The following is a 20,396-nucleotide window of genomic DNA, read 5'->3' on the forward strand; positions in this document are numbered from 1 at the left end:
ATTAAACCTAAAAAAGCTATTAAGTTAGGATTTTTTTAGCTTTTATGATCAATTCCGGTCATCCTTCAAAAATTCCGGTTTAGTATAAAGCAGGTAGTCAAGGAGGATTTACCTTACTTTCATCTAAGTATTAGCTTTGTTACATAATTGTACCTCTCATAAAATTTATATAAGTAAACTCTTAAAAAACAATTACTTATCACAAGCGAATACTTTTTGTATCGGAAAGTAACCCAATCCTTTTTGATAAAATCAAACCCGTATGCCCTTTTCCCCATTTACTACGCTGGTCGCTACTCTTGCTTTTTGCGGATTAACCGGCCTGGCGGCGGCGCAGTCGGCTGTACCCGACACCAGCTTTCGGTCCACGTATTATGAGCAGAAACGTACACTTTACGAATCGCTGCCCGTTGAGCGGAATAGCATTCTTTTTATCGGCGACAGCATCACCGATACCGCCGAGTGGGCCGAACTGCTGGGAAACAGCCGGATCAAGAACCGGGGTATTTCGGGCGACCTCAGCTTTGGAGTCCTCGCCCGGCTGGATGCCCTCATTGCTGCTAAACCGGAGAAAGTGTTTCTGATGATCGGCGTCAATGACCTGGCCCGGGGCGTTGCCGACAGTGTCATCATCCGCAACTACCGGCAGATGGCGGAACGATTCCGCCGCCAGTCGCCCCAAACCCGGATTTACTGGCAGAGTGTCCTGTCGACCAACGACTCTTTTCCCCAGTTTAAACGGCATCAGGGCAAGATGCAGAACATCCGGGCTTTGAACGATGCTCTCCGTACGCTGGCCAGCCAGACGGGTCAGACTTTTGTGGACCTGCACCCCTACCTGTCGGACTCCGACGGGAAGCTCGACGCCCGGTACACCAATGACGGCCTGCACCTCAACGGAACCGGCTACAGCCGCTGGGTCGAAGCGCTGCGCAAAAACAAGTACCTCTGAGCGTCACCCGGACCGGCGACCCAACGCCCCGGCCTCAAATAGAAAAGTCCCAGAGATTCACCTCCGGGACTTTTCCATTTTATCGACATAACCCACTAAAGATCCCGGTCGGTCCGCATCGGGCTTTCGGAGCCGCTGTATCCCAGACCCGCGTCGTCGGCGAGCGGATCGATGCTGGTATTGTACTGCTGCCGGGTAACGTCCTGCGGCGTCATGGAGGAAGTCGCCGGAGTGGCCGGGGTGGCGGGGCTTGAATAGTTGCCGTTGCCGTTCCCATTGCTGCCGGCATTGCCCTGCACCTGCGACATCACCTGGTTGACCTGCGATTTGATCTGGTCGACCACCTGATTGAGCTTCTGTTTCCAGTCGCCGCCGCCGCTCGTGCCGTCGCCTTTAAATGCCTGTTCGACCTGGTCACGGAGTTCTTTGCCCGTTTTGGGTGCCAACAGCATCCCGGCGCCTACGCCCAGCAGGAGCCCGGTCAGAAAATTTGAAGTGCTTCTCATAATCGTGAGTGTTGTTTTGTATGACTTTTACAAAAACCTAACGGCTGGCCCTTCCGATTGTTTGGAAGAATACACATCCGGCGGCCGGGCGGGTCACCGGACTTCCTTGTTTCTGGCCCCCTCCAGCATTTCCTGTAAGGCTTCCAGATCAACCGGTTTGACCAGATGGCCGTCGAAACCTGCTTTCAGGCTGTGCCGCCGGTCCTCCTCCTGGCCGTATCCACTCAGGGCAATCAGGGTAATGTCAGCGCCCCAGGGCTGCTTCCGGATCAGCTGGCAGGTTTCGTATCCGTCGAGGTTGGGCATGGCAATGTCCAGCACAATCACCTGCGGCCGTAGGTCTCTGCCAATCTCCAGCGCCTCCCGCCCGCCAAAGCACGCCTGCACTTCGTTTCCCATCAGGCGGAGCAGAAGGGCCAGCGTAGTAGCCGCGTCCACATTATCGTCCACCACCAGAATCCGGCGGCCCGTGGTTTCTTTGTCTTCAGGACTGTTCATCGATTTCCTTGTTTTTTGGTTCCGACGAAAGCGGCAATCTGACTTCAAACGAACTTCCCGTTCCAGGCCCGTCGCTGTAGACGTTAACCTGTCCGCCATGAAGTTCCACAAACTCCCTGACCAAAGTCAGGCCAAGCCCCAGACCGCTCTGCGAACGGGTTCGGGAGGCATCCACCTGCGCAAACATATCAAAAATGCGGCCTTGCTGTTCTGCCGGGATGCCGATGCCGTTGTCGCGTACGCGCAGCACCGCCACCTGCCCTTCCTGCTCAAGACTGAGCCAGATGTGCCCGCCTTCGTGGGTAAACTTGGCCGCATTGCCCAGTAAATTGCGGACGACCTGCGTCAGACGCACGGAATCGCCACGGATAAAAAGGGGCTCTTCGGGCAGCTGCGCCGTAAACTGCCGACGACCGGCCTCCACCAGCGGGCGACTGGATTCCACGGCCTGCCGGACGAGTCCGATGAGTTCGAGCCGCTGCTGCCGCAATTCCGTTTTTCCCCGGCTGATGCGGCTGACATCCAGCAGGTCGTCCACCAGCCGGACGAGTTGTTTCACTTCCCGGCTCATCATCGCCAATGCCTTTTTTAGGGGCAGAGATTCGTTTTTCCCTCCCGTCATGTCCAGAATCAGCAAGGTGTTCGACAGGGTGGCCATCGGGTTGCGCAGTTCATGGGCCAGCAGGGCCAGAAACTCGTCCTTCCGGCGGTCGGCTTCGCGAAGGGCTTCCTCCATATCCCGCCGTTCGGTGAGGTCGCGGGCCACCTTCACGTACCCCAGTAGTTCGCCCGAAACGTCATAAAGCGGGGAAGTCACCCCGGATACATACAGGCGCGAGCCGTCTTTCCGGATGTGATAGCGTTCGTCCATAGCCCGGCCTTCCCGGTGGGCCGTTTCAATTTCCTTCTGTGGCTCGTTGATGACCTTATCTTCCGGGGTAAAAATAATCGCCCCCGGTTGTCCCAGGGCCTCCGCCTCGGTATAGCCGAAAAGGTTTTGGGCTCCGGTATTCCAGCCGGTAATTCTGCTTTCGGTATCGGTGGTAATAATGGCGTGGTCGGTAACACTTTCCATCACAATCCGCAGCCGCTCTTCGGACTGCCGCAGGGCCTCCTCGGCTTTGCGGCGCTGGGTCATGTCCGTCATGACGGCCAGCACGGTCCGTGCTCCGCTGTATTGGTTAACCAACAGCGAAAGCGTACTGCTTGCCCAGACCACCGAACCGTCGGGGCGCCAATACCGGTTATCGAGCGACACCGGCCGACCCGTCGTGAGCAGTTCCGCGAAGGCCTTCTGGCTGTTGGCGACATCGTCGCTGAAGGTCACCTCGGCGACGCTCCGCGTCAGTATATCCTCCCGCGTACGGGCCAGAATCCAGCACAACTTCTCATTGACCCGCAGAAAATAACCGTCGGTGGAAATCTCGGAAATACCGACCTCAGCGCCCTGAAAGATAGCCTCCAGATGGGCCTGGCTCTGCTGCAGGGCTGTTTCGGCCTGAGAGCTATCGGCAGCCTGCTTCGCGGATGAGGAGAAATCCGGGGGCAGTTCTGGATCGTCTTCTTGCATAATCGGGAAGTCAGGAGTGAATACTGGTAAACAACACCTTACTTTAGAAAGACCTGCGGACGCCTTCGAAAAGTAACGAAGGTACAACCCGCAACGGAAATTTGTGTTTGAACTCTCGTGGCTAAGTGCCTGATGGAAAGCCGCATTTTAAGTTCATAAAAAAAGCCGATTGCCCGGAGACAATCGGCTTATGAGCCGGATTTGGAAGAATCAGATCGCTGTCGGCGTCAGGCGGAAGACGTAGCCGGGGTTTTCAACCGAAACGTACAAAAAACCATCCGGTCCCATCCGCACGTCGCGCACGCGGCCCAGGTTCGGCAGCAGGTTTTCCTGTTTCACGACTTTACCGTTTTTCAGCACGCAGCGGTTGAGGTACTGAAAACGCAGCGACCCCATCATCAGGTTGTCTTTCCATCCGGGGTATTTGTCGCTGGTCACGAAAGCCAGGCCGCTCGGCCCGATGGACGGAATCCAATAGGTTTCGGGCTGCTCCATGCCTTCTTTGGCCGTGAAGTTGGTGAAGGTCGTGCCGTCGTAGTTGATGCCGTACGAAATGACCGGCCAGCCGTAGTTCTTTCCTTTGCGGACGATGTTCAGTTCGTCGCCGCCGCGCGGACCGTGTTCGTGTGCCCAGACCTCGCCGGTCGGCGGATAGATGGCTACGCCCTGCGGATTGCGGTGGCCCCAGGAGAAGATCGTCGGCCGGGCGCCGGCCTTGCCCACATACGGGTTATCGGACGGAACGCTGCCGTCGTCCTTCATCCGGTGCACTTTGCCGCAATCGCTTTCGAGAGACTGGGGGTTGACTTTTTCGGCGCCCCGGTCGCCGACCGAAACGTAGAGCAGACCCTTCCGGTCAAATTCAAGGCGACCGCCGTAGTGGTGGCGCGTCCGCGACCAGGGCTGGGCTTCGAAGATCACTTTCTGATCGGCCAGTCCGGTGTCCGTCAGGCGGGCGCGCATGACGGCGGTGGTCGCCAGCTTCTGCCCGTTTTCGGTTTTTCCGGCCGAGTACGACAGATAAATCACGTTGTTTTTGGCAAAATCCGGGTGGAGTTCGATGTCCAGCATGCCGCCCTGCCCTTCGGCCACCACCTCCGGCGTGCCGGTGAGTTTGGTTTTCGTCCCGTTTTTGGCCAGCCGGTAAACCGAACCGGAGCGGTCGGTTACTACCATATCTCCGCCGGGCAGGAAGACCAGTCCCCAGGGGCTGTCCAGTCCCGCGGCCACCGTATCGAGCCGTACGGTCATGCCTTCCGACCGGAAGATGTTGCTTTTGGGTTTGCTGGCAAACTTATACTGGTCGAGGGTTTCCATGCTCACCAGAATCAGGTCGGCCAGTTCGTCGATTTCCTTTTCTTTCAGCGACTGACCCCAGGCCGGCATGCCCAGATCCGGGTAGCCATGCGTAATGCTTTTGATCAGGTCCGATTTGGCAATGCCATGTTTCCATTTACGGTCAACCATGGCTTCTACTTTTTCGCCGTGGCACGACGAGCAGTAGGTCTGGTAATTTTTTCGCGCCGCGTCAGTGGTCGGCGGGGCGGGTTTGAGGGACTTTCCATTCAGGAAAAGAACAGAGGCCAGTCCCGCAACGGTCAGATAGCGAAGCATAGCAGGGAAGGAGTTGAACGTACACGATTCATCTACAAAAGTAAGATGTTCGTCCTTTTACCTGCAAAAATAGGCTAATTTGCACCGATTTCTACAGTATATTTTATTCCTCTGACATGACAAGACAAACCATTCTGACGGGCTCTCCGTGGGAAGACAAAGTGGGCTACTGCCGGGCGGTACGGGTCGGCAATTTTATTGAAGTATCCGGCACGGTAGCCCTTGTGGACGGCGAGACGGTTCGGGCCGACGATGCCTACGCCCAGACCTTCAACATCATCGAGCGCATTTCGGCCGTTCTGGAGCAGGCCGGTGCGAGCCTCGGCGACGTGGTCCGGACCCGGATTTTCACCACCGACATCAGCCGCTTCGACGACATTGCCCGTGCTCACGGCCATTTTTTCGGCGACATCAAGCCGACGACGGGCATGTACGAAATCAGCAAACTCGTCGCGCCGGAGTACCTGGTCGAGATTGAGTTTACGGCGGTGGTGGCCTAAACTCTTTCGCCCCAGGCGGGGTTTATGCGATAATCCTGATCTGAACATTTTGCAATCTCTGACAGCCGGGCTAAATTAGACGTGTACTTCACCTGTAAGTTTATGACACCCGAAAAACGACTTAACCAGTTAGAGCCCGTCGTCGCGGAAATTTCGGCCCAGCTTGACCGCGTGGCGGCCCAGAATCGCCAGCTGGTCGGCACCATGAATGTGGTGTTGGAGACGCTCGGCCAACACTCCGACTCCATTCGGTTTCTGCTCACCGAAACCTCACAGATCAAGGCAGATGTCGGCGTCATTAAGACGGACGTTGGAACACTACAGTCCGACGTTGGCGTCATTAAGACGGACGTTAGTGACCTGAAGACCGACGTTGGAACCTTGAAGGCTGACGTTGGAACCTTGAAGTCGGACGTTGGAACCTTGAAGTCGGACGTTTCTGAGTTGAAAACCGGACAGGACAGTCTGGGGCAGAAAGTAGACTCACTGACGCAGGATGTGGGTTCGCTGACGCAGAATGTAGACTTGATTTTACAAATCCTGCAAAACCGCAGCGGAAAATAACAGCCTGCAAAAAAGTCCGGGCGTCCGGGGTAGCGGAGAGAATTCTACCTCCACTACGCCGGACGCCCGGTTTTGTATAACTCAATTTCCCCTTACGCTTCCTTCGGATTCTTCCCGTATTCATTCATCCCGGGCGTTCCTTCCTGAATGGCGAGAATGAAGTTGTAGATGGGAATCAGAGCGTACCAGCCGCTCTTGCCCACGTCGTGCATCCGGCGAACGCAGACGGCAATGTAAGGCACCAGGGTAGCCAGCAGGTAAATCATGCTCAAAAGGCCCGAGTTGAAGAGCAGCCCGTCGATGAAGCCTACGCCAAAAGAGCCGATGAAGTAGACCAGCACAAAGTACCAGTACTCGCTGCGCCGGGCACGGCCATTGAAGTTGGTGTAGTTGGACAGGGCGTGGAGGTAATAATCCAGGGCGGTGATACCGGTTGAAAAAGAGGGAGTTTTGGAGTTGGTGAACGTGTTCATTGGTATTCTTGATCGAGGTGTGTTTGTGTGCCTACTCTGTTCGGTTTTCGGCTTTCCCGTTGCGTTTGATGATTCAAAATTGCACCGAAACCTGAGGCGTTTGCAAATAAAGGAAACTGAATGGCGGAGAAAGGGCGGCCAACTGTAACGAACCGCAATCGAATGGATAACACCCACGGATATAAAGACTTACAAAACAGGCTCTCTCCAGACCAGCGCCCGGATGCCGGCAACCGGCAGAAGCTTCCGGGATCGTTCAAAACGGCTTCAAGTAGCTGGGCCGGTTTCTCTTCTTTGGAAGAAAAAACGGTGATTTCATGAGACAACTTCTGCGCCTTTTCTTCCTGCTTCCCACGCTGGCCCTGGCCCAGCCTCCCGAAAAAATGGTCAAGGTCGTGGTCGCGCCCGACCATGCCGACTGGACGTATAAAACCGGCGAACCCAGCCGCTTCACCATTTCCGTGCTCCGCAACGGCGTGCCTGTGAAGGGCGCGACCGTCCGGTACGAACTCGGCCCGGAGAAGATGGAGCCGACCAAAAAAGGAACCCTGACGCTGGCCAACGGCTCGGCCTCGCTCGACGGCGGCACCCTGAAGTCGCCGGGCTTTCTGCGCCTGACGGCCGTTTATGAACTCGACGGCAAGGAGTACCGCAACCTCGCCACCACGGCCTACGACCCGCTCTCGCTCCCCCCGGCAGCCGAAGACCCCGCCGACTTCGAAGCGTTCTGGAACGGGGCTAAAGCCGACCTCGCCAAAATTCCGATGGACGCCCGCATGACGCTGCTGCCCGAACGCTGCACCGAAAACGTGAACGTTTACCACCTGAATCTGCAGAATATCGGCAACTCGCGGTTCTACGGCATTCTCTGCGTTCCGAAAAAAGAAGGAAAATATCCGGCCCTGCTCCGGGTGCCCGGTGCCGGCGTGCGGGCCTACAATGGCGACGTGGGCACGGCCGAAAAAGGCGTCATCACGCTCGAAGTGGGCATCCACGGCGTACCGGTCACCATGGAGCCGTACGTTTACACGAACCTCGCCGCCGGACCGCTGGCGGGTTACTGGAACAGCAACCTCGACGATAAGGACAAGTATTATTACAAACGGGTCTACCTCGGCTGCGTCCGGGCCAACGACTTCCTGATGGGCCTGCCGCAGTTCGACGGCTCCACGCTGGGCGTCACCGGCGGCAGCCAGGGCGGCGCGCTGTCCATCATCACCGCCGCGCTGGATTCCCGCGTGAAGTTTCTGGGGGCCTTCTACCCTGCCCTCTCCGACCTGACCGGCTACCTCAAAGGCCGCGCGGGCGGCTGGCCCCACCTGTTTGCCCCGCAGAACCTGGCCTTCAACAACAAGCCCGACAAGATCAAAACAAGCCAATACTACGATGTGGTCAACTTTGCCCGCCGCGTGAAAGTACCGGGCTATTATAGCTGGGGCTTCAACGACGAAACCTGCCCGCCGACGTCCATGTACGCGGCCTACAACGTCATCACCGCGCCCAAGACACTATACCTCGCCCAGGAAACCGGCCACTGGACCTACCCCGAACAGACCGAACGCGTCAGCAATTGGCTGCTGGAGCAGATGGGCGGTGGAACGCTGACGAAGAAATGATTGAATGGCTGAATGACTGAATTGCTTCGCAGTGCTAAAAATGGCGAAGCAATTCAGTCATTCAGTCAATCAATCATTCAGTCATTAAAAATTCCATCCCGCTACGGCGGAGAAGCCTTTCGTTACTTCTCCGTCGGCTTTGATGCCGGCGCCGAGGTTCAGGCCGCTGGGAAAACGGTAGAGCAGGGTGTAGCGTTGCCAGAGTTTGAAATTGTAGCCGCGGGGCCGGTAGAAATTCCAGGCCATGTGCGCAGTCAGGACAAAACGGCCGTGCCAGTATTCGTAGCCGGCCAGTAGCGTAGCCTGCTTGTGGTCGGCCGGGTTCTGATTCCGGCGAAGCTCTTCCCGAAAAAAACGATCATCGACCAGTTCGAGGCCCGCCGACAGGGCGTGCTGGCGGGTCAGGTGGTAGCCGCTGTAAATGGCCGTCCCCAGCACCGGAAAAACGCGTTCGTCGTGCTCATCATCAGCCGGCATCACCCGCACGGATGTAAACACCTGCGCCCGGTTCATCCAGCGAGCCACCGGAGCCGCCCGCCGCCATTGCCGGGTAGACGGGTAAACGGGCCGCCGCCACTGGTATTCCATTCCCACCGATAAAGTCCGGACGTTCAGACCCCGGTTGGGCTGCCGGGTGCCGCCGTTCGAGATGTGGTGGTAGTTTCCCGAAAGAACAAGATTCCATTTGTCATTGAGCCGTTGCCGGAAGTGCAGCCCCGCCCCGATCAGAAAACTGACGGGCATGCTGAACGAGCGGTTCAGCGGATTTGTCTGCTCGTTGTAAACCCTGTTGAGATACGTCATGCCTGCCGAAAGCCGGACGCCGACCTGGGTCCGGGGCCGATGCCAGAGCATAGGTTCGTAGTATAATCCTGCCCCGACGGTACGGCCCAGCACCTTCGGGTGGCCAAAATCGTAGAAACTGGCGTAAGCCCCCACGTACGAAAAACAGTTGCCGTGCTCCCAGGCACCGCGCCGGGTGCTCACCCGGCCGTATTCCACTTCCAGGCCAAAAGGTGACCGGCTCGCGCCCGGTGCCGTTTCCTGGAGCGTCCCGAAGGCCAGGTGCGTTTTGACCGTCAGCCGACGTCCGATTTCCGTGCTGTCCGCCTCCGCAAACGCCGGACAGTACGGCAGAAGCCAGCCCAGAAGGACCGTCAAAGCCTGATTTCTTAGTAACATACCTGATAAGACAGAGATCAATAGAGCCTTGAGACGCGAAAGGTTTTGCCGCGTCACCAGGTCCGGCGCTGCGGATGGACCGGGGCCATACAAAAAAAATCAGCTTTTTTTGAGGCCATTAAGCGAGACAGGCAGTTATAAACCTATCAAATCATGTGGTACTCAACGTAGAAATAGTATGGCAAAGAATGTGGTGTATCTGGTTGTGCTGTTGATATTGGTCGTGATTGACGCCTCGTTGCTGGCGGATACGCGCCCGAAGCAGGACGTGACCCTGTTCGTTCTGAATACCAAAGCACTGAATACGTTTAGCTCGGCCTTCATCACGGTGGCCGGAACCGTGGCGGTTTGTCTGGGTCTGGGGTACCTCTGCCGCCGTTTTCTCAGCCGTCGGCTGGCTTATGCGGCCCTGCTGGCTTTTCTGGCCTTTTCGGCCTATGTCGCCTTGCAGGTATTCGTGTATTTCACCTATGCCGAGCGTGAAGAAATGCTGACCGGCAGTTTTGTGTCCGGAGCTACCCTGCTGGGCGTCATCATGATGATCGTCTTCGGCAAAGAGGCCTTCGCCGTCGCCCAGCAACGCGACCCAAAGCCAAGCACGAAACACCTTTAAGTTAGTTAAGAGTTATGAATTAAGAGTTATGAGTTAAGGCTTCGCAGAGGAGTAAGCTAACCGGCGAAGCCAACTCTTAACTCATAACTCTTAATTCATAACTCTATTTTGGCCATTTCCCAATACTTCATTACGGACAGTTCCTTCATTTTGGTTTCGAGCATGATGTCGATGTCTTTGCCGTAGGTGTTGATGGAGCCGTAGACCCAGTCAGAATGGGCTTCGCGCTTGCAGGCGGGGTCTTCGTTTTCTTTCCGGGAGTCGGAATAATGAAACACGGGGCGCACGTCCCAGGTCGAATACGCCATTTCGAACGCCTCCTGCTCGGTCTGGTGGCCGGGATACAGGCTGTGGTGGAAGTAGTCGAACACCAGCGGAATGCCGATGTCTTCGTGCAGCGGATACAGTTCGGCGATGGTATACAGCCCGGATTTGTCGTCGTTCTCGACCGTCAGCCGCTTTTGCAGATTCTCCGAAAGCAGCCGGAAGTTGCGCCCGAATTTCTTCAGCGTCTCCGTTTTGTCGCCGTACGCCCCGCCCACGTGGATGTTGATTTTGTTCCAGTGCGAAGCGGAGAGGCCCATCAGGTCGAAGATTTCGGAATGAATTTCGAGGTCGGTGATTGTGTTGGCCAGCGTCGCGCCTTCGCCCGCCAGCTTGTTGAACGGGCCCGGATGCACCGTCAGGCGGATGTTCTTTTTCCCGATTTCCTCCAGATAATTGCGGATTTCGGGAAAGTCCGGCAGGTTCGGCAGCTTGTATTCCGACGCCCAGGGGAACAGATCGGACGTGACGCGGAAGATTTTGATCCCGTTTTCGACGTTCCAGTTGGTGATCCGCAGCAGGTCTTCCACATTCTTCAGCGCCAGTTGGGAGGCGTACTGGATGCCTTTTTCCTGAAACGTGCGTTTGATCATGCCTCGCGTCGACGTAATTCCCTCCTCATGCAGTGTCAGATTGATGCAGGCGTATCCAATATTCATGGTTGGTAGTGCTCTTTGAGTGCCAATCAGAAAACTGGATTACAGGGGGGTTGGTTCAGGCAACCTTTGGCCTAATCCTCCTTTCAACGCCAGAACGCAAGTCATCCTGAAGCCTGAACAACTATCCGGGAGGTTATTTCCAAAAACGGCGGGATGCGTGCCTGTCTGTTTCGTTGGTTGCGCTCAAAGAGAGTAAATTGCAATAGACTTTAACAAACCTGTTCTAAAAGCAAATGGCTCAAAATTGCCTTCTTTACAAAGCCATGTTCATACGTGAGTTAATTAAGCGAGATTTGTACAATAGTACTTCATTTGACTTTTGTAATGGCGCATTAAAGACAATAAATTAACAAAGTATAATATCATTGAGTATTTTTTTCTGCTACCTAATCAAAGAACAATAATTGCTAATGCATTCATTGATCACTTCAACAAATTAGCTAATTATGAGAAAATTTTCAAAAAAAGCAGTCACACATTTGAGAAGCTTTGAGTGTAAAAGGGCGTATGTTGATTCAGGCGACAACGCTATCTACATTGATGATAACAAGAACTTGTTTGTTGAAGGAGTAGGAAGAGTTGATGGACTCTTTTATGCTGCCACGCTATGGAATGAGAGCGTTTGGGCTTTCGATAATAAGACAAACACCACGGTAGTTGTTGGTTTAAAGGAGTTAAACCTTTTACATAGGTTTGACTACTATATTAAGCCCTTACCGGATGTCAGCTACATAGATAGCCCCAATTGTTTAGCTATCGCTGAGAATATATCTGGGCAATATTGGTGCATCGTCAATTCTGACAACTACGCTGCAGATAATAAGTGGCCTATCGAGTATGGTATTAATGGCATAAAAGTACTGCTTGATAGTTCTGTTTTTTTGTCTCAAAAAGATAATGTCTTGTCATGTCATCGGCTAACTGACGGTGAAATAATTTGGCAGGTTGATTTCAATCAATTGTTAGATTCAGGAAAAGGCAATCTATTTGATTCGATCAAGATTTTAGAAGGTAAAATTTATCTGTCATTGATTGATTATACTAATCAGATTCAATGTGCAGTTATTTGTCTTAATATAACAAATGGAGCAATTGTTCATAAGTGGAACAAATTAAGTGGTCGGCTTTCGGTCATCGACAAAAAGCTCTATGTAATATCCTTACAAACTGTACACGTTATAGACCTTGAAAACTTTGCTATTGATTTTCAGAATTATAAAGAGGAGCTGAGCCGGAACGAAATTTATTTCAAACTAGACAAGTGTATTGTATCAAAAGATGAAATTTTATATTTTGTTAATGGATTAAGCATAGCAACCAACCGATTTGGGGCAATAGATATTAGGTCTAAGAAACTACTTTGGATTAACAATATAGAAATTAATGATGGAATAAATAACAATATCCAAGATATACAGGTTTCTGATACGCGCTTGTTTATTCATACTTCTGACAACGTGTTACACATATTTGAGCGTAACGTCTAATAATTATAAAAAATAAAAAGCACTACATAAAATTGATAAATCACCAGAACTCAAGAATGTTGAGTATTGCAGTGGCCCTGTGCAGCATCGCCACTCGTCGGGGTATGCCTATCACGGTGGAGTCAGATTACATTCCGGTAGCATTATATCGACTGGCGGTGTAGAATGCCCTTATGAACAGTTACCGAACCACTTTTTCTCTTGGCACCTACCATTGCCACGCCCCCACCCCCCCGTCAAATCCGATACACCCGCGCCTCAAACGGCCGCAGCGCAAACGCTAACTCCGGCGAGGCGTCGGCCGCCACGGGGTAGTTCGCCATGAGCAGCGTTTTCTGCGCCGCCACCAGGATTCCTCCCAGATCAATTTCAACGGGTTGCCCCACGAAATTAACCACCACCAGCACGATTTCGCGGTCCAGCGTCCGGGTGTAGGCAAACACCTCGTCGCTTACCGGATTCAGGTCGGTGTAATCGCCGTAGATGAGCGCCGGGTGCTGTTTGCGGAGCTGTATCAGTTTGCGGTAATAATGCCAGACAGATTCAGGGTCGGAAACGGCTTTGCGGACGTTTATTTCCCCAAAATCAGGATTGAGCTTGAGCCAGGTCGCCGGACCGTCTGTAAAACCCGCCATCGGGCCGTCGTCCCAGGGCATGGGCGTGCGGGCATGGTCGCGGGCGATGCGGTTCGCGGCGGCCAGAAACTGTCCGGCATCACCGCCGCCCCTTTCCACCAGCGCCTTCCAGGCATTCCGGACCTGAATGTCGTTGTATTCGTCAATCGAGCGAAAATCGCTGTTTTTCATTCCGATTTCGTCGCCCTGAAAAATGTACGGCGTGCCGCGCTGGGTCAGCAGAATCGTCGCCAGCATCTTGGCCGACACTTCCCGCAGCGGCCCTTCGTCGCCGAACCGACTGACCATCCGGGGATTATCATGATTGCCGAAATAAACGCTGTTCCAGCCTTCCCGCCCAACGGCTTTGTCCCATTTATCAAAAATCTTCCGCAGTTCCGACAGCCGGAATTCGGGGGCCGGGTCCAGGAAACGCTCCTCTTCGCGCGGCACGGCATGGTCGAAGTGGAAGATCATGTTCAGCTCGCCCCGGTCCCTGCCTACGTACAGGTTTGCCTGTTCGGCCGCCACCCCAAAGGCCTCGCCCACCGTCATGCAGTCGTATTTCGAGAGAACTTCCTGGTTCATTTCGCCTAAAAATTCGTGGATACGCGGCCCGTTGGCGTAAATGGTCAGGTCGCCGAAACGGCCTTCGGGATAGTCCGGAAACGATTGGTCTTTGGAAATAAAGGCAATTACGTCCATCCGGAAACCGTCCACGCCCTTGTCGAGCCAGAAGCGCATCATCCGGTAGATTTCCTGCCGCAGGGCCGGATTATCCCAGTTCAGGTCGGGTTGTTTTCGGGAAAAAAGGTGGAGGTAATATTCATCCGTAGCCGCGTCGTACTCCCAGGCCGGGCCCGAAAAAAACGAAAGCCAGTTGTTGGGCGGATTGCCGTCGCGGCCCGGTTTCCAGATGTAAAAATCCCGAAACGGGTTTTCCCTGCTCTTCCGCGATTCCTGAAACCAGCGGTGCTCATCGGACGAGTGGTTGACCACCAGATCAATGACCAGCTTCATGCCCCGCTCGTGGATGCCCGCCAGCAGCCCGTCGAAGTCAGCCATCGTTCCGAAGTCGGTCATGACGGCTTCGTAATCCGAAATGTCGTAGCCGTTGTCGTCGTTGGGCGACTGGTAATGCGGACTGAGCCAGATGACGTCGATGCCGAGTTGCTGGAGATAGTCGAGGCGGCGGATGATGCCGCGCAGGTCGCCGATCCCGTCGCCGTTGGAATCCTGAAAACTACGGGGATATATTTGATAGACAACGGCTTCTTTCCACCAGTTTTTCATAATTTTTTAACCACAGAGTGGCACAGAGGAATGGCACAGAGTTGCACGGAGACAGCACCGGAATAACCTCTGTGGACTCTGTGCTATTCCTCCGTGTAACTCTGTGGTTTATTGGATTTTAAACGATTTCGGCTGATTTTTTGAACCACTCGATTTCCGCGTGGTATTCCCGTACGGCTTCGGTGCGGCGGGCTTCGGACCAGCCGAGTTCGTCGGCCATGAGTCCGGCCACGGTTTCGGTGATGCGGTAGGTGGTTTCCCAGTCGGTGAGTTCCAGCCCGAAACGGCGGGCCAGCACGTCCTTGAGCGTCTGGGCCATTTCTTCCCGTACCACAAACACGACCTCCGCTTTAGTATGCGGGGATTGGGGCGACAGGGCCTCTTTCCATTCCGGCTGCTCGTGCATCAGCCGGGCGATGTCCACGCTTTCGGTGCCGTACTGCCGGTTCAGGTGGCGGGCGACGGCTTCGTCCAGCCCGTATTTGCTGACCAGTACTTTCCAGAAATCCTCCGCGTAGCCTTCCGCCCCGACCAGCCGGATGGTGTCTGTAATGCAGGGTTTGACGGGCACGCCCAGCAGTTCGCAGCAGGTGTCGATGGTGTCCTGCGCCATGAGCCGGTAGGTCGTCCACTTACCCCCCAGAATGGAAATCAGGCCGCTGGTTTTATCTACTTCCACCTCGTGGTCGCGGACGAGTTCTTTGGATTCCGCATTCGGGTTGGCCTGCAGCAGCGGCCGCAGCCCGGCAAAACCGGCGATGACCTGCTCCCGGGTGATCGGCGTTTCGAAGTACCGGTTCACGTAGCCAATCAGGTAATCGACCTCGGCACTTTCGACCACCGGCTCCGAGTCACCCAGTTCGGTTTCCGTTTCGGTCGTGCCAATCATTAATTTGCCGTTGTAGGGAATGATGAACACCACGCGCCCGTCGTCGGTTTTTGGCACCAGAATGGCCGTATCGGACGGCATGACCTCCGCCGGCACGATGATGTGGACACCTTTGCTGACCCGCATGCGCCGGGGAATTTCGGGGTTGGCCATGAGCCGGATGCGGTCGGAGAACGGGCCGGTAGCGTTGACAAACCGCCGCGCCCGGACGCGCAGCAGGCGGCCCGTCAATCGGTCGCGGACGTGCAGCACGGCCAGTTGCCCCGCGGCGTCCTTCTCAAAACGCATGGCTTCGGTGTGGTTGAGGGCCACAGCCCCGTAGCGCAGAGCGGTTTTGACGAGGGAATAGTTGTAGCGGGCGTCGTTGAGCTGTCCGTCGTAATACAGCACCGAACTGTGAATGCGCCGGGTCAGGGCCGGGTTGCGGGCCAGGGTCTCTTCCTTGTTGAGCCACTCGCTTTTCCCGAGGCTGAATTCGCCCGAAAGGGCGTCGTACATTTTCATGCCGGCGGTGTAGTAGATACCGTCGGTCCAGCTCATGCAGGGCGTCAGCAGCGGCAGCGGGTGGGCCAGGTGGGGAGCGTTGCGAATCAGCGTAATCCGTTCGCGCAGCGCCTTTTTGACCATGTGATACTGGTTCAGGTCCGCCTGCTTGACGGCCTGTTCGAGGTAGCGCACCCCGCCGTGGATGAGCTTGGTCGATTTGCTGGAGGTCTCGGAGGCGAAGTCGTGCTTTTCGATCAGAATGGCTTTCAGGCCCCGGCTCTGGGCGTCGAGCAGACAGCCCGCCCCGGTGGCCCCACCGCCGATGATGCACACGTCGAATTCCTGGGTTTCAGCCTGGTGAAGTTGGTCGGGTCGGGTCATGGAAAAAAGTTTCGCAGAGTTTAGCGGCGAACTGCGAAGTTAAGCAGAGGACTCCGCTAAACCCTTATTACTCCGTTAAACTCTGCGAAACAAACCTAAGTTTTCAATGAATTACAACCGTCCCAGCTCGTCGAACGTCAGCGAGAGGTAGTACAGCCCGCCAACCCGCGCCAGTCCGTAGCCCTGGGCGTAGTACTGGTTGAGGATGTTGGAGCCGCCCAGTTTGACGATGGATTTCAGCTTCGGCACCCGGTACGATACCTGCGCGTCGAGGCTCGTCCAGCTCGGCAGCCAGATATCTCCGGCCGTTGTGCCCTGTTCCACCCAGGTCCGGTCGGTCCAGCGGTAGGTGACGTTGAAGCCCAGGTTGGTGCCTTTCAGGCGCGGATTTCCGAAAGAGACATTGTAGCGGTTTTCGGGCGAAATAAAGAAGTTCCGGCCAAAATCAGCCACATCCGGGTCGCTCATCCGGCGCTTCACAATATCCTCACCGGCCCGGTTCTTGTTGATGTTGCCGCGCGCGTCGCGGGAGGTGATGAAGCCCACCTGACGGGCGTAGTTCCCACCGAGCGTAAAGCCGGCACCCAGCGCATAATCGAGGCCGAGTCCCCAGCCGTTCACAAAAATCTCGTTGAAGTTGTTGAAATTCACCTGCAACGTCCGAAACGTGGAGGTCTGACGCAGGTCCGCAATCTGCCCGTTCAGCGGCTGGCGCATGTTCTGGGCGGCGATGAAGTCGGTGTAGCGGCTCCGGTACAGGAACGCATCCACAAACAGGCGGTTGTTCAGCAGCGTTTTGTAACCCACTTCCCAGGTCCGGATTTTTTCGGTCGTAAAGGCGTTCGGATCGGCCACGTACGCGCGGTCCCGGAGCTGCTGCTCGGTAATCCGGCCCGCCAGGAAGTCCTGCACGTCGTTTTCGAAATACGGCCGGTTCTGGATCAGGTTAGCGCCGGTGACGGCCGCCTCGCTGCCGCCCACTTCCCCGGCATCCGTGGCCCGGGCCGGGAAAGCCAGCAATTGGCCGGGCGACGGGTTGCGGAAGGCGCTCTGCCACGACCCGCGGAAATTGTGCTGCCCGATGCTGACCACCGCCGAAGCGCGGGGCGTAAAGCCGCCCTTGAAGTACTGGTTCTTGTCGTACCGAACGGCCACCGTGGGCTTGACGGTCAGCACATCGGCCACGCGGATTTCCTTCGAAGCCTGGACGTACGCCCCGTATTCGTTGATCGTAAATTCTGACCCGTCCGGTTTGCGCGGGAACGACGTTCCGCCCGATTCGAGCAGGAAGCGGCGCAGGCTGGCCCCGGCAATAATTTCGGCAAATTTTATCTGATTCTTGAAGTTGTACATGCCCTCGTAGTGGAACATCTGCGAATTGTCGCGGAAACGGCGGCCCGGTGCCCGTACGCCCGGCGCGATTTCCACCGTTTCGTTGGTCCAGGTTCCGGCGATCAGGTCGCGCACCCGGTTGAACTCGGCCGAACCGGGGGCGTAACGGCCCGCGTTGGCCGTATTCCGCGCGGCGCCGATGTTGCCACCATTGGCTGCGTAAGCGGTCGCGAAATCAGCCGCCCAGGTGTTCAGGGGCTTCCAGGCGTTGTTGATGGCGACGGCGGTCTGGCCGATATTCCAGCCCTCGGCGCGCTGCTGGGTGGTGTAGGCCCGCAGGAAGAAGTTGTCACCGCGCAGTTCGGCTTTGATCTGGTGGCGGTGGTAATTGGGGAAATATTCGCGAAAACCGGCCGTCCGGATGAAGTTACCGTTTCCGTAATACCAGCCGATAGACGCCTCGATCTTGTCGGTCACTTTGTAATGCAGCGAAGCGTTAGTGCGGGTGTTAAAGACTTTGCCGTTGTTGCCCAGCAGGTCGATCTCGGTGTAGCCGGTGCGCGTCACGAGCTGGTTCCGGAGCGCCGCCACGGGGTGGTTTGCCGGAAAACGGAAGGCGCTGGCGTTGTTGAAATCGTCGCCGTAAATATTGACGCCATCGTACTGGAAATTAGTATTCGGGTCGTTGTTACCCGCGTAGCCGATGCCGGTAGCGAGGTTGTTGCGCGTGCTTTCGCGGGTGAAAAAGCCGTCGCGGCCCCGGTGGTAGCGGTCGCTGTAGTCGTCGGCGACGAAATCCGTCCCGTCCAGGCGCTGGAAGTTGACCTTGAACGCGAAGCGGTCGCCGAGCTGTTTGGCATAGCGAAGGGCTACGTCGGTGTACAGCTTCGGCCCGAAATTGTCTTTTCCAAAGTTATTGGCGCCGATTTTCACCTGCGCGCTGAGTCCCTGGTACGTGAAGGGGTTTTTGCTGGTGGTCAGCATCAGCCCCTGCAGGGCGTCCGGGCCGTAGAGGGCCGACGACGCGCCGGGAATGATTTCGATGCTTTCAATGTCGAGGTCCGAAACTCCCGCCACCGTGCCGAAGCCGAAGCCGAGGCCCGGCGAACGGTTGTCCATGCCGTCGGTCAGTTGCACGAAACGGTTGTTGTTGTTGGCCCCGAACCCGCGGATGTTCACGGATTTAAAGCTGAGGCTCTGGGTCAGCAGGTCCACGCCTTTGATATTCTGCAGGGCGTCGAACGGCGTTGCGGCGGGCGACTGCTGGAACTGCCGGGCGCTGAGTTTCTCGACCGTCACGGCCGCTTTGGTTATGCTTTCCTCCACCCGGCTGGCCGAGACAACTACCTCGTCGGCCAGCACAAACGATTCGTTCAGCTCGACATTCACCTCGCCGGAGCCGTTCACCACCTCTTCAAAGGCGGTGTAGCCGACCGAGCTGAAGACCAGCGTCAGCGGCGTCGGAACGGTGGTATTCAGTTGAAAACGCCCTTTGGAGTCGGTCGTCGTGCCCACGGACCGGCCTTTGACGATGATGTTCACGCCGGGCATGCCTTCTTTCGTACCCGCGTCGGTCACGCGGCCCGTGAGGTTAGTCTGTGCCCAGGCCCCGGCGGTCGTCAACGCCAGCAGCAACGCCCAGACGGTTCGGGTAATGGTCTGCTTCATAGGTTTCATGTTCGTAAGAGAGGTAAATCAAAATCGGGGCACAATATTACACTTAGTATATAAGAAAAGTCAACTAGTCATCCTACCGCCTGAGTGGGGTGTTGACGAAATGGGTAGGCTTAAGCAAAATTACCCAAAAAATTCTCCGATAAATACCATGCAAAGAAGGGCATAATTTTATGAAGAATAACATAATGTTATAGGGAAATTTTCGAGTATTGCAGCATGGAAGATTTTCGCCTGAAGGTTTTTTACAGCGTTGCGCGCAACCGGAGTTTCACCAAGGCGTCCGGAGAACTGTTTATCACCCAGCCTGCCGTCACCAAACACATCAAAGCCCTGGAGGATTCGCTCGGTCTCCGGCTGTTCGACCGGCGGGGGAACACCATTCTGCTGACCCAGCCCGGCGAGGTACTTTTTCAGTATGCGGCCCAGATTTTCCGACTTTATCAGGAAGCCCAGGCCGAACTGAACAGTTTCAAAACGCAGTTGACCGGCTCGTTCCGGCTGGGAGCCAGCACCACCATTGCGCAGTACCTGATCTCCCCGCTGCTGGCGTCGTTCTACGAAAAATTCCCGCAGGTGACGCTGAGCCTGCTCAACGGCAATACCGAGCAGATTGAGCAGGCCGTGCTCAGCCGGGAGATCGACCTGGGCATTGTGGAGGGCAAGAAACACAGTTCCGGCCTCAAATACACCGATTTTATGCAGGACGAACTGGTGGCCGTCGTGCACACCAAAAGCCGGTTTGCTCACCTGAACGAAATCTCGCTCGGCGACCTGACGAGCATTCCGCTGGTGCTGCGGGAACGGGGTTCGGGAACGCTGGAAGTGATTGAAAGCGCCCTGCGGGAACGGGGTATCCGACTGTCCACGCTGCCGGTGGTGATGCACCTGGGCAGTTCCGAAAGCATCAAGTCCTTTCTGGAACACGCCAACTGTCTTTCTTTTCTGTCGCTCTGGGCCGTCCGGAAGGAAGTCCAGGCCGGTGAACTGAAAATTATCCGGGTCCGGGATTTCACGATTCCGCGGACTTTCAGCTTTGTCCATCTGCAGGGGCAGGCCGAGGGACTGGCCGTCACGTTCATGACCTTTGCCCGGCGGCATTATAACCAGCAGTAATCAACTCAGTTTTAGCGGGTGCAGAGCGGCCGTCGGCAGGGATGTTGGGTAGT

General features: G+C 55.7%; 18 protein-coding genes. 8 read left to right on the plus strand and 10 right to left on the minus strand.

Translation table 11 applies throughout. The features are described from left to right. The first annotated feature begins 262 nt into the window (after positions 1-262). Entirely contained in the window at positions 263-952 is a 690-nt protein-coding gene (locus tag ORG26_RS06540; protein ID WP_266367806.1) for a GDSL-type esterase/lipase family protein, read from the plus strand. Between the two features lie 95 nt (positions 953-1,047). On the opposite strand, the gene ORG26_RS06545 is transcribed toward ORG26_RS06540, so the two are convergent. From ORG26_RS06545 to ORG26_RS06560, 4 genes are all read right to left on the minus strand, one after another. Continuing rightward, the gene (locus ORG26_RS06545) at positions 1,048-1,458 is read right to left on the minus strand and encodes a YtxH domain-containing protein (RefSeq protein WP_266367808.1); all 411 of its coding nucleotides are present in this window, start codon (positions 1,456-1,458) and stop codon (positions 1,048-1,050) included. A 93-nt stretch (positions 1,459-1,551) separates the two neighbouring features. Next, entirely contained in the window at positions 1,552-1,956 is a 405-nt protein-coding gene (locus ORG26_RS06550; protein WP_266367810.1) for a response regulator, read from the minus strand. After that, the gene (locus ORG26_RS06555; RefSeq protein ID WP_266367811.1) at positions 1,943-3,526 is read right to left on the minus strand and encodes a PAS domain S-box protein; all 1,584 of its coding nucleotides are present in this window, start codon (positions 3,524-3,526) and stop codon (positions 1,943-1,945) included. Before ORG26_RS06555 ends, ORG26_RS06550 begins: the two co-directional genes overlap by 14 nt. Positions 3,527-3,736: 210 nt before the next feature. Next, positions 3,737-5,140: a PQQ-dependent sugar dehydrogenase gene (locus ORG26_RS06560; protein ID WP_266367812.1), complete on the minus strand. Its 1,404-nt coding sequence runs from the start codon at positions 5,138-5,140 to the stop codon at positions 3,737-3,739. Between the two features lie 116 nt (positions 5,141-5,256). On the opposite strand from ORG26_RS06560, the gene ORG26_RS06565 reads away from it, so the two are divergent. Together ORG26_RS06565 and ORG26_RS06570 are read left to right on the plus strand one after the other, a co-directional pair. Beyond that, positions 5,257-5,640 (plus strand): RidA family protein, encoded by a 384-nt coding sequence (locus tag ORG26_RS06565; protein WP_266367814.1) that lies wholly within the window; start codon positions 5,257-5,259, stop codon positions 5,638-5,640. A gap of 102 nt (positions 5,641-5,742) precedes the next feature. Further along, positions 5,743-6,204, plus strand: a complete 462-nt coding sequence (locus ORG26_RS06570; RefSeq protein WP_266367816.1) for a hypothetical protein — start codon at positions 5,743-5,745, stop codon at positions 6,202-6,204. 92 nt (positions 6,205-6,296) lie between these two features. Here ORG26_RS06570 and ORG26_RS06575 read toward each other — a convergent pair whose 3' ends face one another. Then, positions 6,297-6,677 carry a DUF805 domain-containing protein gene (locus ORG26_RS06575; RefSeq protein WP_266367818.1) on the minus strand — a complete coding sequence of 127 codons (381 nt, stop codon included), beginning with the start codon at positions 6,675-6,677 and terminating at the stop codon, positions 6,297-6,299. 162 nt (positions 6,678-6,839) lie between these two features. On the opposite strand from ORG26_RS06575, the gene ORG26_RS06580 reads away from it, so the two are divergent. Together ORG26_RS06580 and ORG26_RS06585 are read left to right on the plus strand one after the other, a co-directional pair. Next, entirely contained in the window at positions 6,840-6,998 is a 159-nt protein-coding gene (locus ORG26_RS06580) for a hypothetical protein (RefSeq protein ID WP_266367820.1), read from the plus strand. Then, positions 6,995-8,293, plus strand: a complete 1,299-nt coding sequence (locus tag ORG26_RS06585) for an acetylxylan esterase (RefSeq protein WP_266367821.1) — start codon at positions 6,995-6,997, stop codon at positions 8,291-8,293. Before ORG26_RS06580 ends, ORG26_RS06585 begins: the two co-directional genes overlap by 4 nt. An 84-nt stretch (positions 8,294-8,377) precedes the next feature. On the opposite strand, the gene ORG26_RS06590 is transcribed toward ORG26_RS06585, so the two are convergent. Continuing rightward, a complete protein-coding gene (locus tag ORG26_RS06590; protein ID WP_266367823.1) occupies positions 8,378-9,475 on the minus strand; it encodes an acyloxyacyl hydrolase in 1,098 nt (365 codons plus the stop codon). 178 nt (positions 9,476-9,653) lie between these two features. Here ORG26_RS06590 and ORG26_RS06595 point away from each other — a divergent pair, with 178 nt between their 5' ends. After that, positions 9,654-10,088: a hypothetical protein gene (locus ORG26_RS06595; RefSeq protein WP_266367825.1), complete on the plus strand. Its 435-nt coding sequence runs from the start codon at positions 9,654-9,656 to the stop codon at positions 10,086-10,088. 95 nt (positions 10,089-10,183) lie between these two features. On the opposite strand, the gene uvsE is transcribed toward ORG26_RS06595, so the two are convergent. Then, on the minus strand, positions 10,184-11,071 hold the full coding sequence (gene uvsE, locus ORG26_RS06600) for a UV DNA damage repair endonuclease UvsE (protein WP_266367827.1): 888 nt from the start codon (positions 11,069-11,071) through the stop codon (positions 10,184-10,186). A gap of 446 nt (positions 11,072-11,517) precedes the next feature. Between uvsE and ORG26_RS06605 the strand changes: the two genes are divergently transcribed. Next, positions 11,518-12,558: a hypothetical protein gene (locus ORG26_RS06605; protein WP_266367829.1), complete on the plus strand. Its 1,041-nt coding sequence runs from the start codon at positions 11,518-11,520 to the stop codon at positions 12,556-12,558. 236 nt (positions 12,559-12,794) lie between these two features. Here ORG26_RS06605 and ORG26_RS06610 read toward each other — a convergent pair whose 3' ends face one another. The 3 genes from ORG26_RS06610 to ORG26_RS06620 form a co-directional block, all read right to left on the minus strand. Beyond that, on the minus strand, positions 12,795-14,465 hold the full coding sequence (locus ORG26_RS06610; protein WP_266367831.1) for a glycoside hydrolase family 13 protein: 1,671 nt from the start codon (positions 14,463-14,465) through the stop codon (positions 12,795-12,797). A 118-nt stretch (positions 14,466-14,583) separates the two neighbouring features. Beyond that, positions 14,584-16,221 (minus strand): glycerol-3-phosphate dehydrogenase/oxidase, encoded by a 1,638-nt coding sequence (locus ORG26_RS06615; protein WP_266367833.1) that lies wholly within the window; start codon positions 16,219-16,221, stop codon positions 14,584-14,586. Between the two features lie 111 nt (positions 16,222-16,332). Beyond that, positions 16,333-19,221: a TonB-dependent receptor gene (locus ORG26_RS06620; protein WP_266367835.1), complete on the minus strand. Its 2,889-nt coding sequence runs from the start codon at positions 19,219-19,221 to the stop codon at positions 16,333-16,335. A gap of 225 nt (positions 19,222-19,446) precedes the next feature. On the opposite strand from ORG26_RS06620, the gene ORG26_RS06625 reads away from it, so the two are divergent. After that, on the plus strand, positions 19,447-20,343 hold the full coding sequence (locus ORG26_RS06625) for a LysR substrate-binding domain-containing protein (protein ID WP_266367837.1): 897 nt from the start codon (positions 19,447-19,449) through the stop codon (positions 20,341-20,343). The last annotated feature ends 53 nt before the right edge of the window (positions 20,344-20,396 follow it).

It is taken from the genome of Tellurirhabdus rosea, assembly GCF_026278345.1.
Taxonomy (GTDB): Bacteria; Bacteroidota; Bacteroidia; order Cytophagales; family Spirosomataceae; genus Tellurirhabdus; species Tellurirhabdus rosea.

Coding starts and splice junctions, on each gene's coding strand:
- ORG26_RS06540 (WP_266367806.1), top strand. CDS start 263: ATGCCCTTTTCCCCATTTACTACGCTGGTCGCTACTCTTGCTTTTTGC.
- ORG26_RS06545 (WP_266367808.1), bottom strand. CDS start 1,458: ATGAGAAGCACTTCAAATTTTCTGACCGGGCTCCTGCTGGGCGTAGGC.
- ORG26_RS06550 (WP_266367810.1), bottom strand. CDS start 1,956: ATGAACAGTCCTGAAGACAAAGAAACCACGGGCCGCCGGATTCTGGTG.
- ORG26_RS06555 (WP_266367811.1), bottom strand. CDS start 3,526: ATGCAAGAAGACGATCCAGAACTGCCCCCGGATTTCTCCTCATCCGCG.
- ORG26_RS06560 (WP_266367812.1), bottom strand. CDS start 5,140: ATGCTTCGCTATCTGACCGTTGCGGGACTGGCCTCTGTTCTTTTCCTG.
- ORG26_RS06565 (WP_266367814.1), top strand. CDS start 5,257: ATGACAAGACAAACCATTCTGACGGGCTCTCCGTGGGAAGACAAAGTG.
- ORG26_RS06570 (WP_266367816.1), top strand. CDS start 5,743: ATGACACCCGAAAAACGACTTAACCAGTTAGAGCCCGTCGTCGCGGAA.
- ORG26_RS06575 (WP_266367818.1), bottom strand. CDS start 6,677: ATGAACACGTTCACCAACTCCAAAACTCCCTCTTTTTCAACCGGTATC.
- ORG26_RS06580 (WP_266367820.1), top strand. CDS start 6,840: ATGGATAACACCCACGGATATAAAGACTTACAAAACAGGCTCTCTCCA.
- ORG26_RS06585 (WP_266367821.1), top strand. CDS start 6,995: ATGAGACAACTTCTGCGCCTTTTCTTCCTGCTTCCCACGCTGGCCCTG.
- ORG26_RS06590 (WP_266367823.1), bottom strand. CDS start 9,475: ATGTTACTAAGAAATCAGGCTTTGACGGTCCTTCTGGGCTGGCTTCTG.
- ORG26_RS06595 (WP_266367825.1), top strand. CDS start 9,654: ATGGCAAAGAATGTGGTGTATCTGGTTGTGCTGTTGATATTGGTCGTG.
- uvsE (WP_266367827.1), bottom strand. CDS start 11,071: ATGAATATTGGATACGCCTGCATCAATCTGACACTGCATGAGGAGGGA.
- ORG26_RS06605 (WP_266367829.1), top strand. CDS start 11,518: ATGAGAAAATTTTCAAAAAAAGCAGTCACACATTTGAGAAGCTTTGAG.
- ORG26_RS06610 (WP_266367831.1), bottom strand. CDS start 14,465: ATGAAAAACTGGTGGAAAGAAGCCGTTGTCTATCAAATATATCCCCGT.
- ORG26_RS06615 (WP_266367833.1), bottom strand. CDS start 16,221: ATGACCCGACCCGACCAACTTCACCAGGCTGAAACCCAGGAATTCGAC.
- ORG26_RS06620 (WP_266367835.1), bottom strand. CDS start 19,221: ATGAAGCAGACCATTACCCGAACCGTCTGGGCGTTGCTGCTGGCGTTG.
- ORG26_RS06625 (WP_266367837.1), top strand. CDS start 19,447: ATGGAAGATTTTCGCCTGAAGGTTTTTTACAGCGTTGCGCGCAACCGG.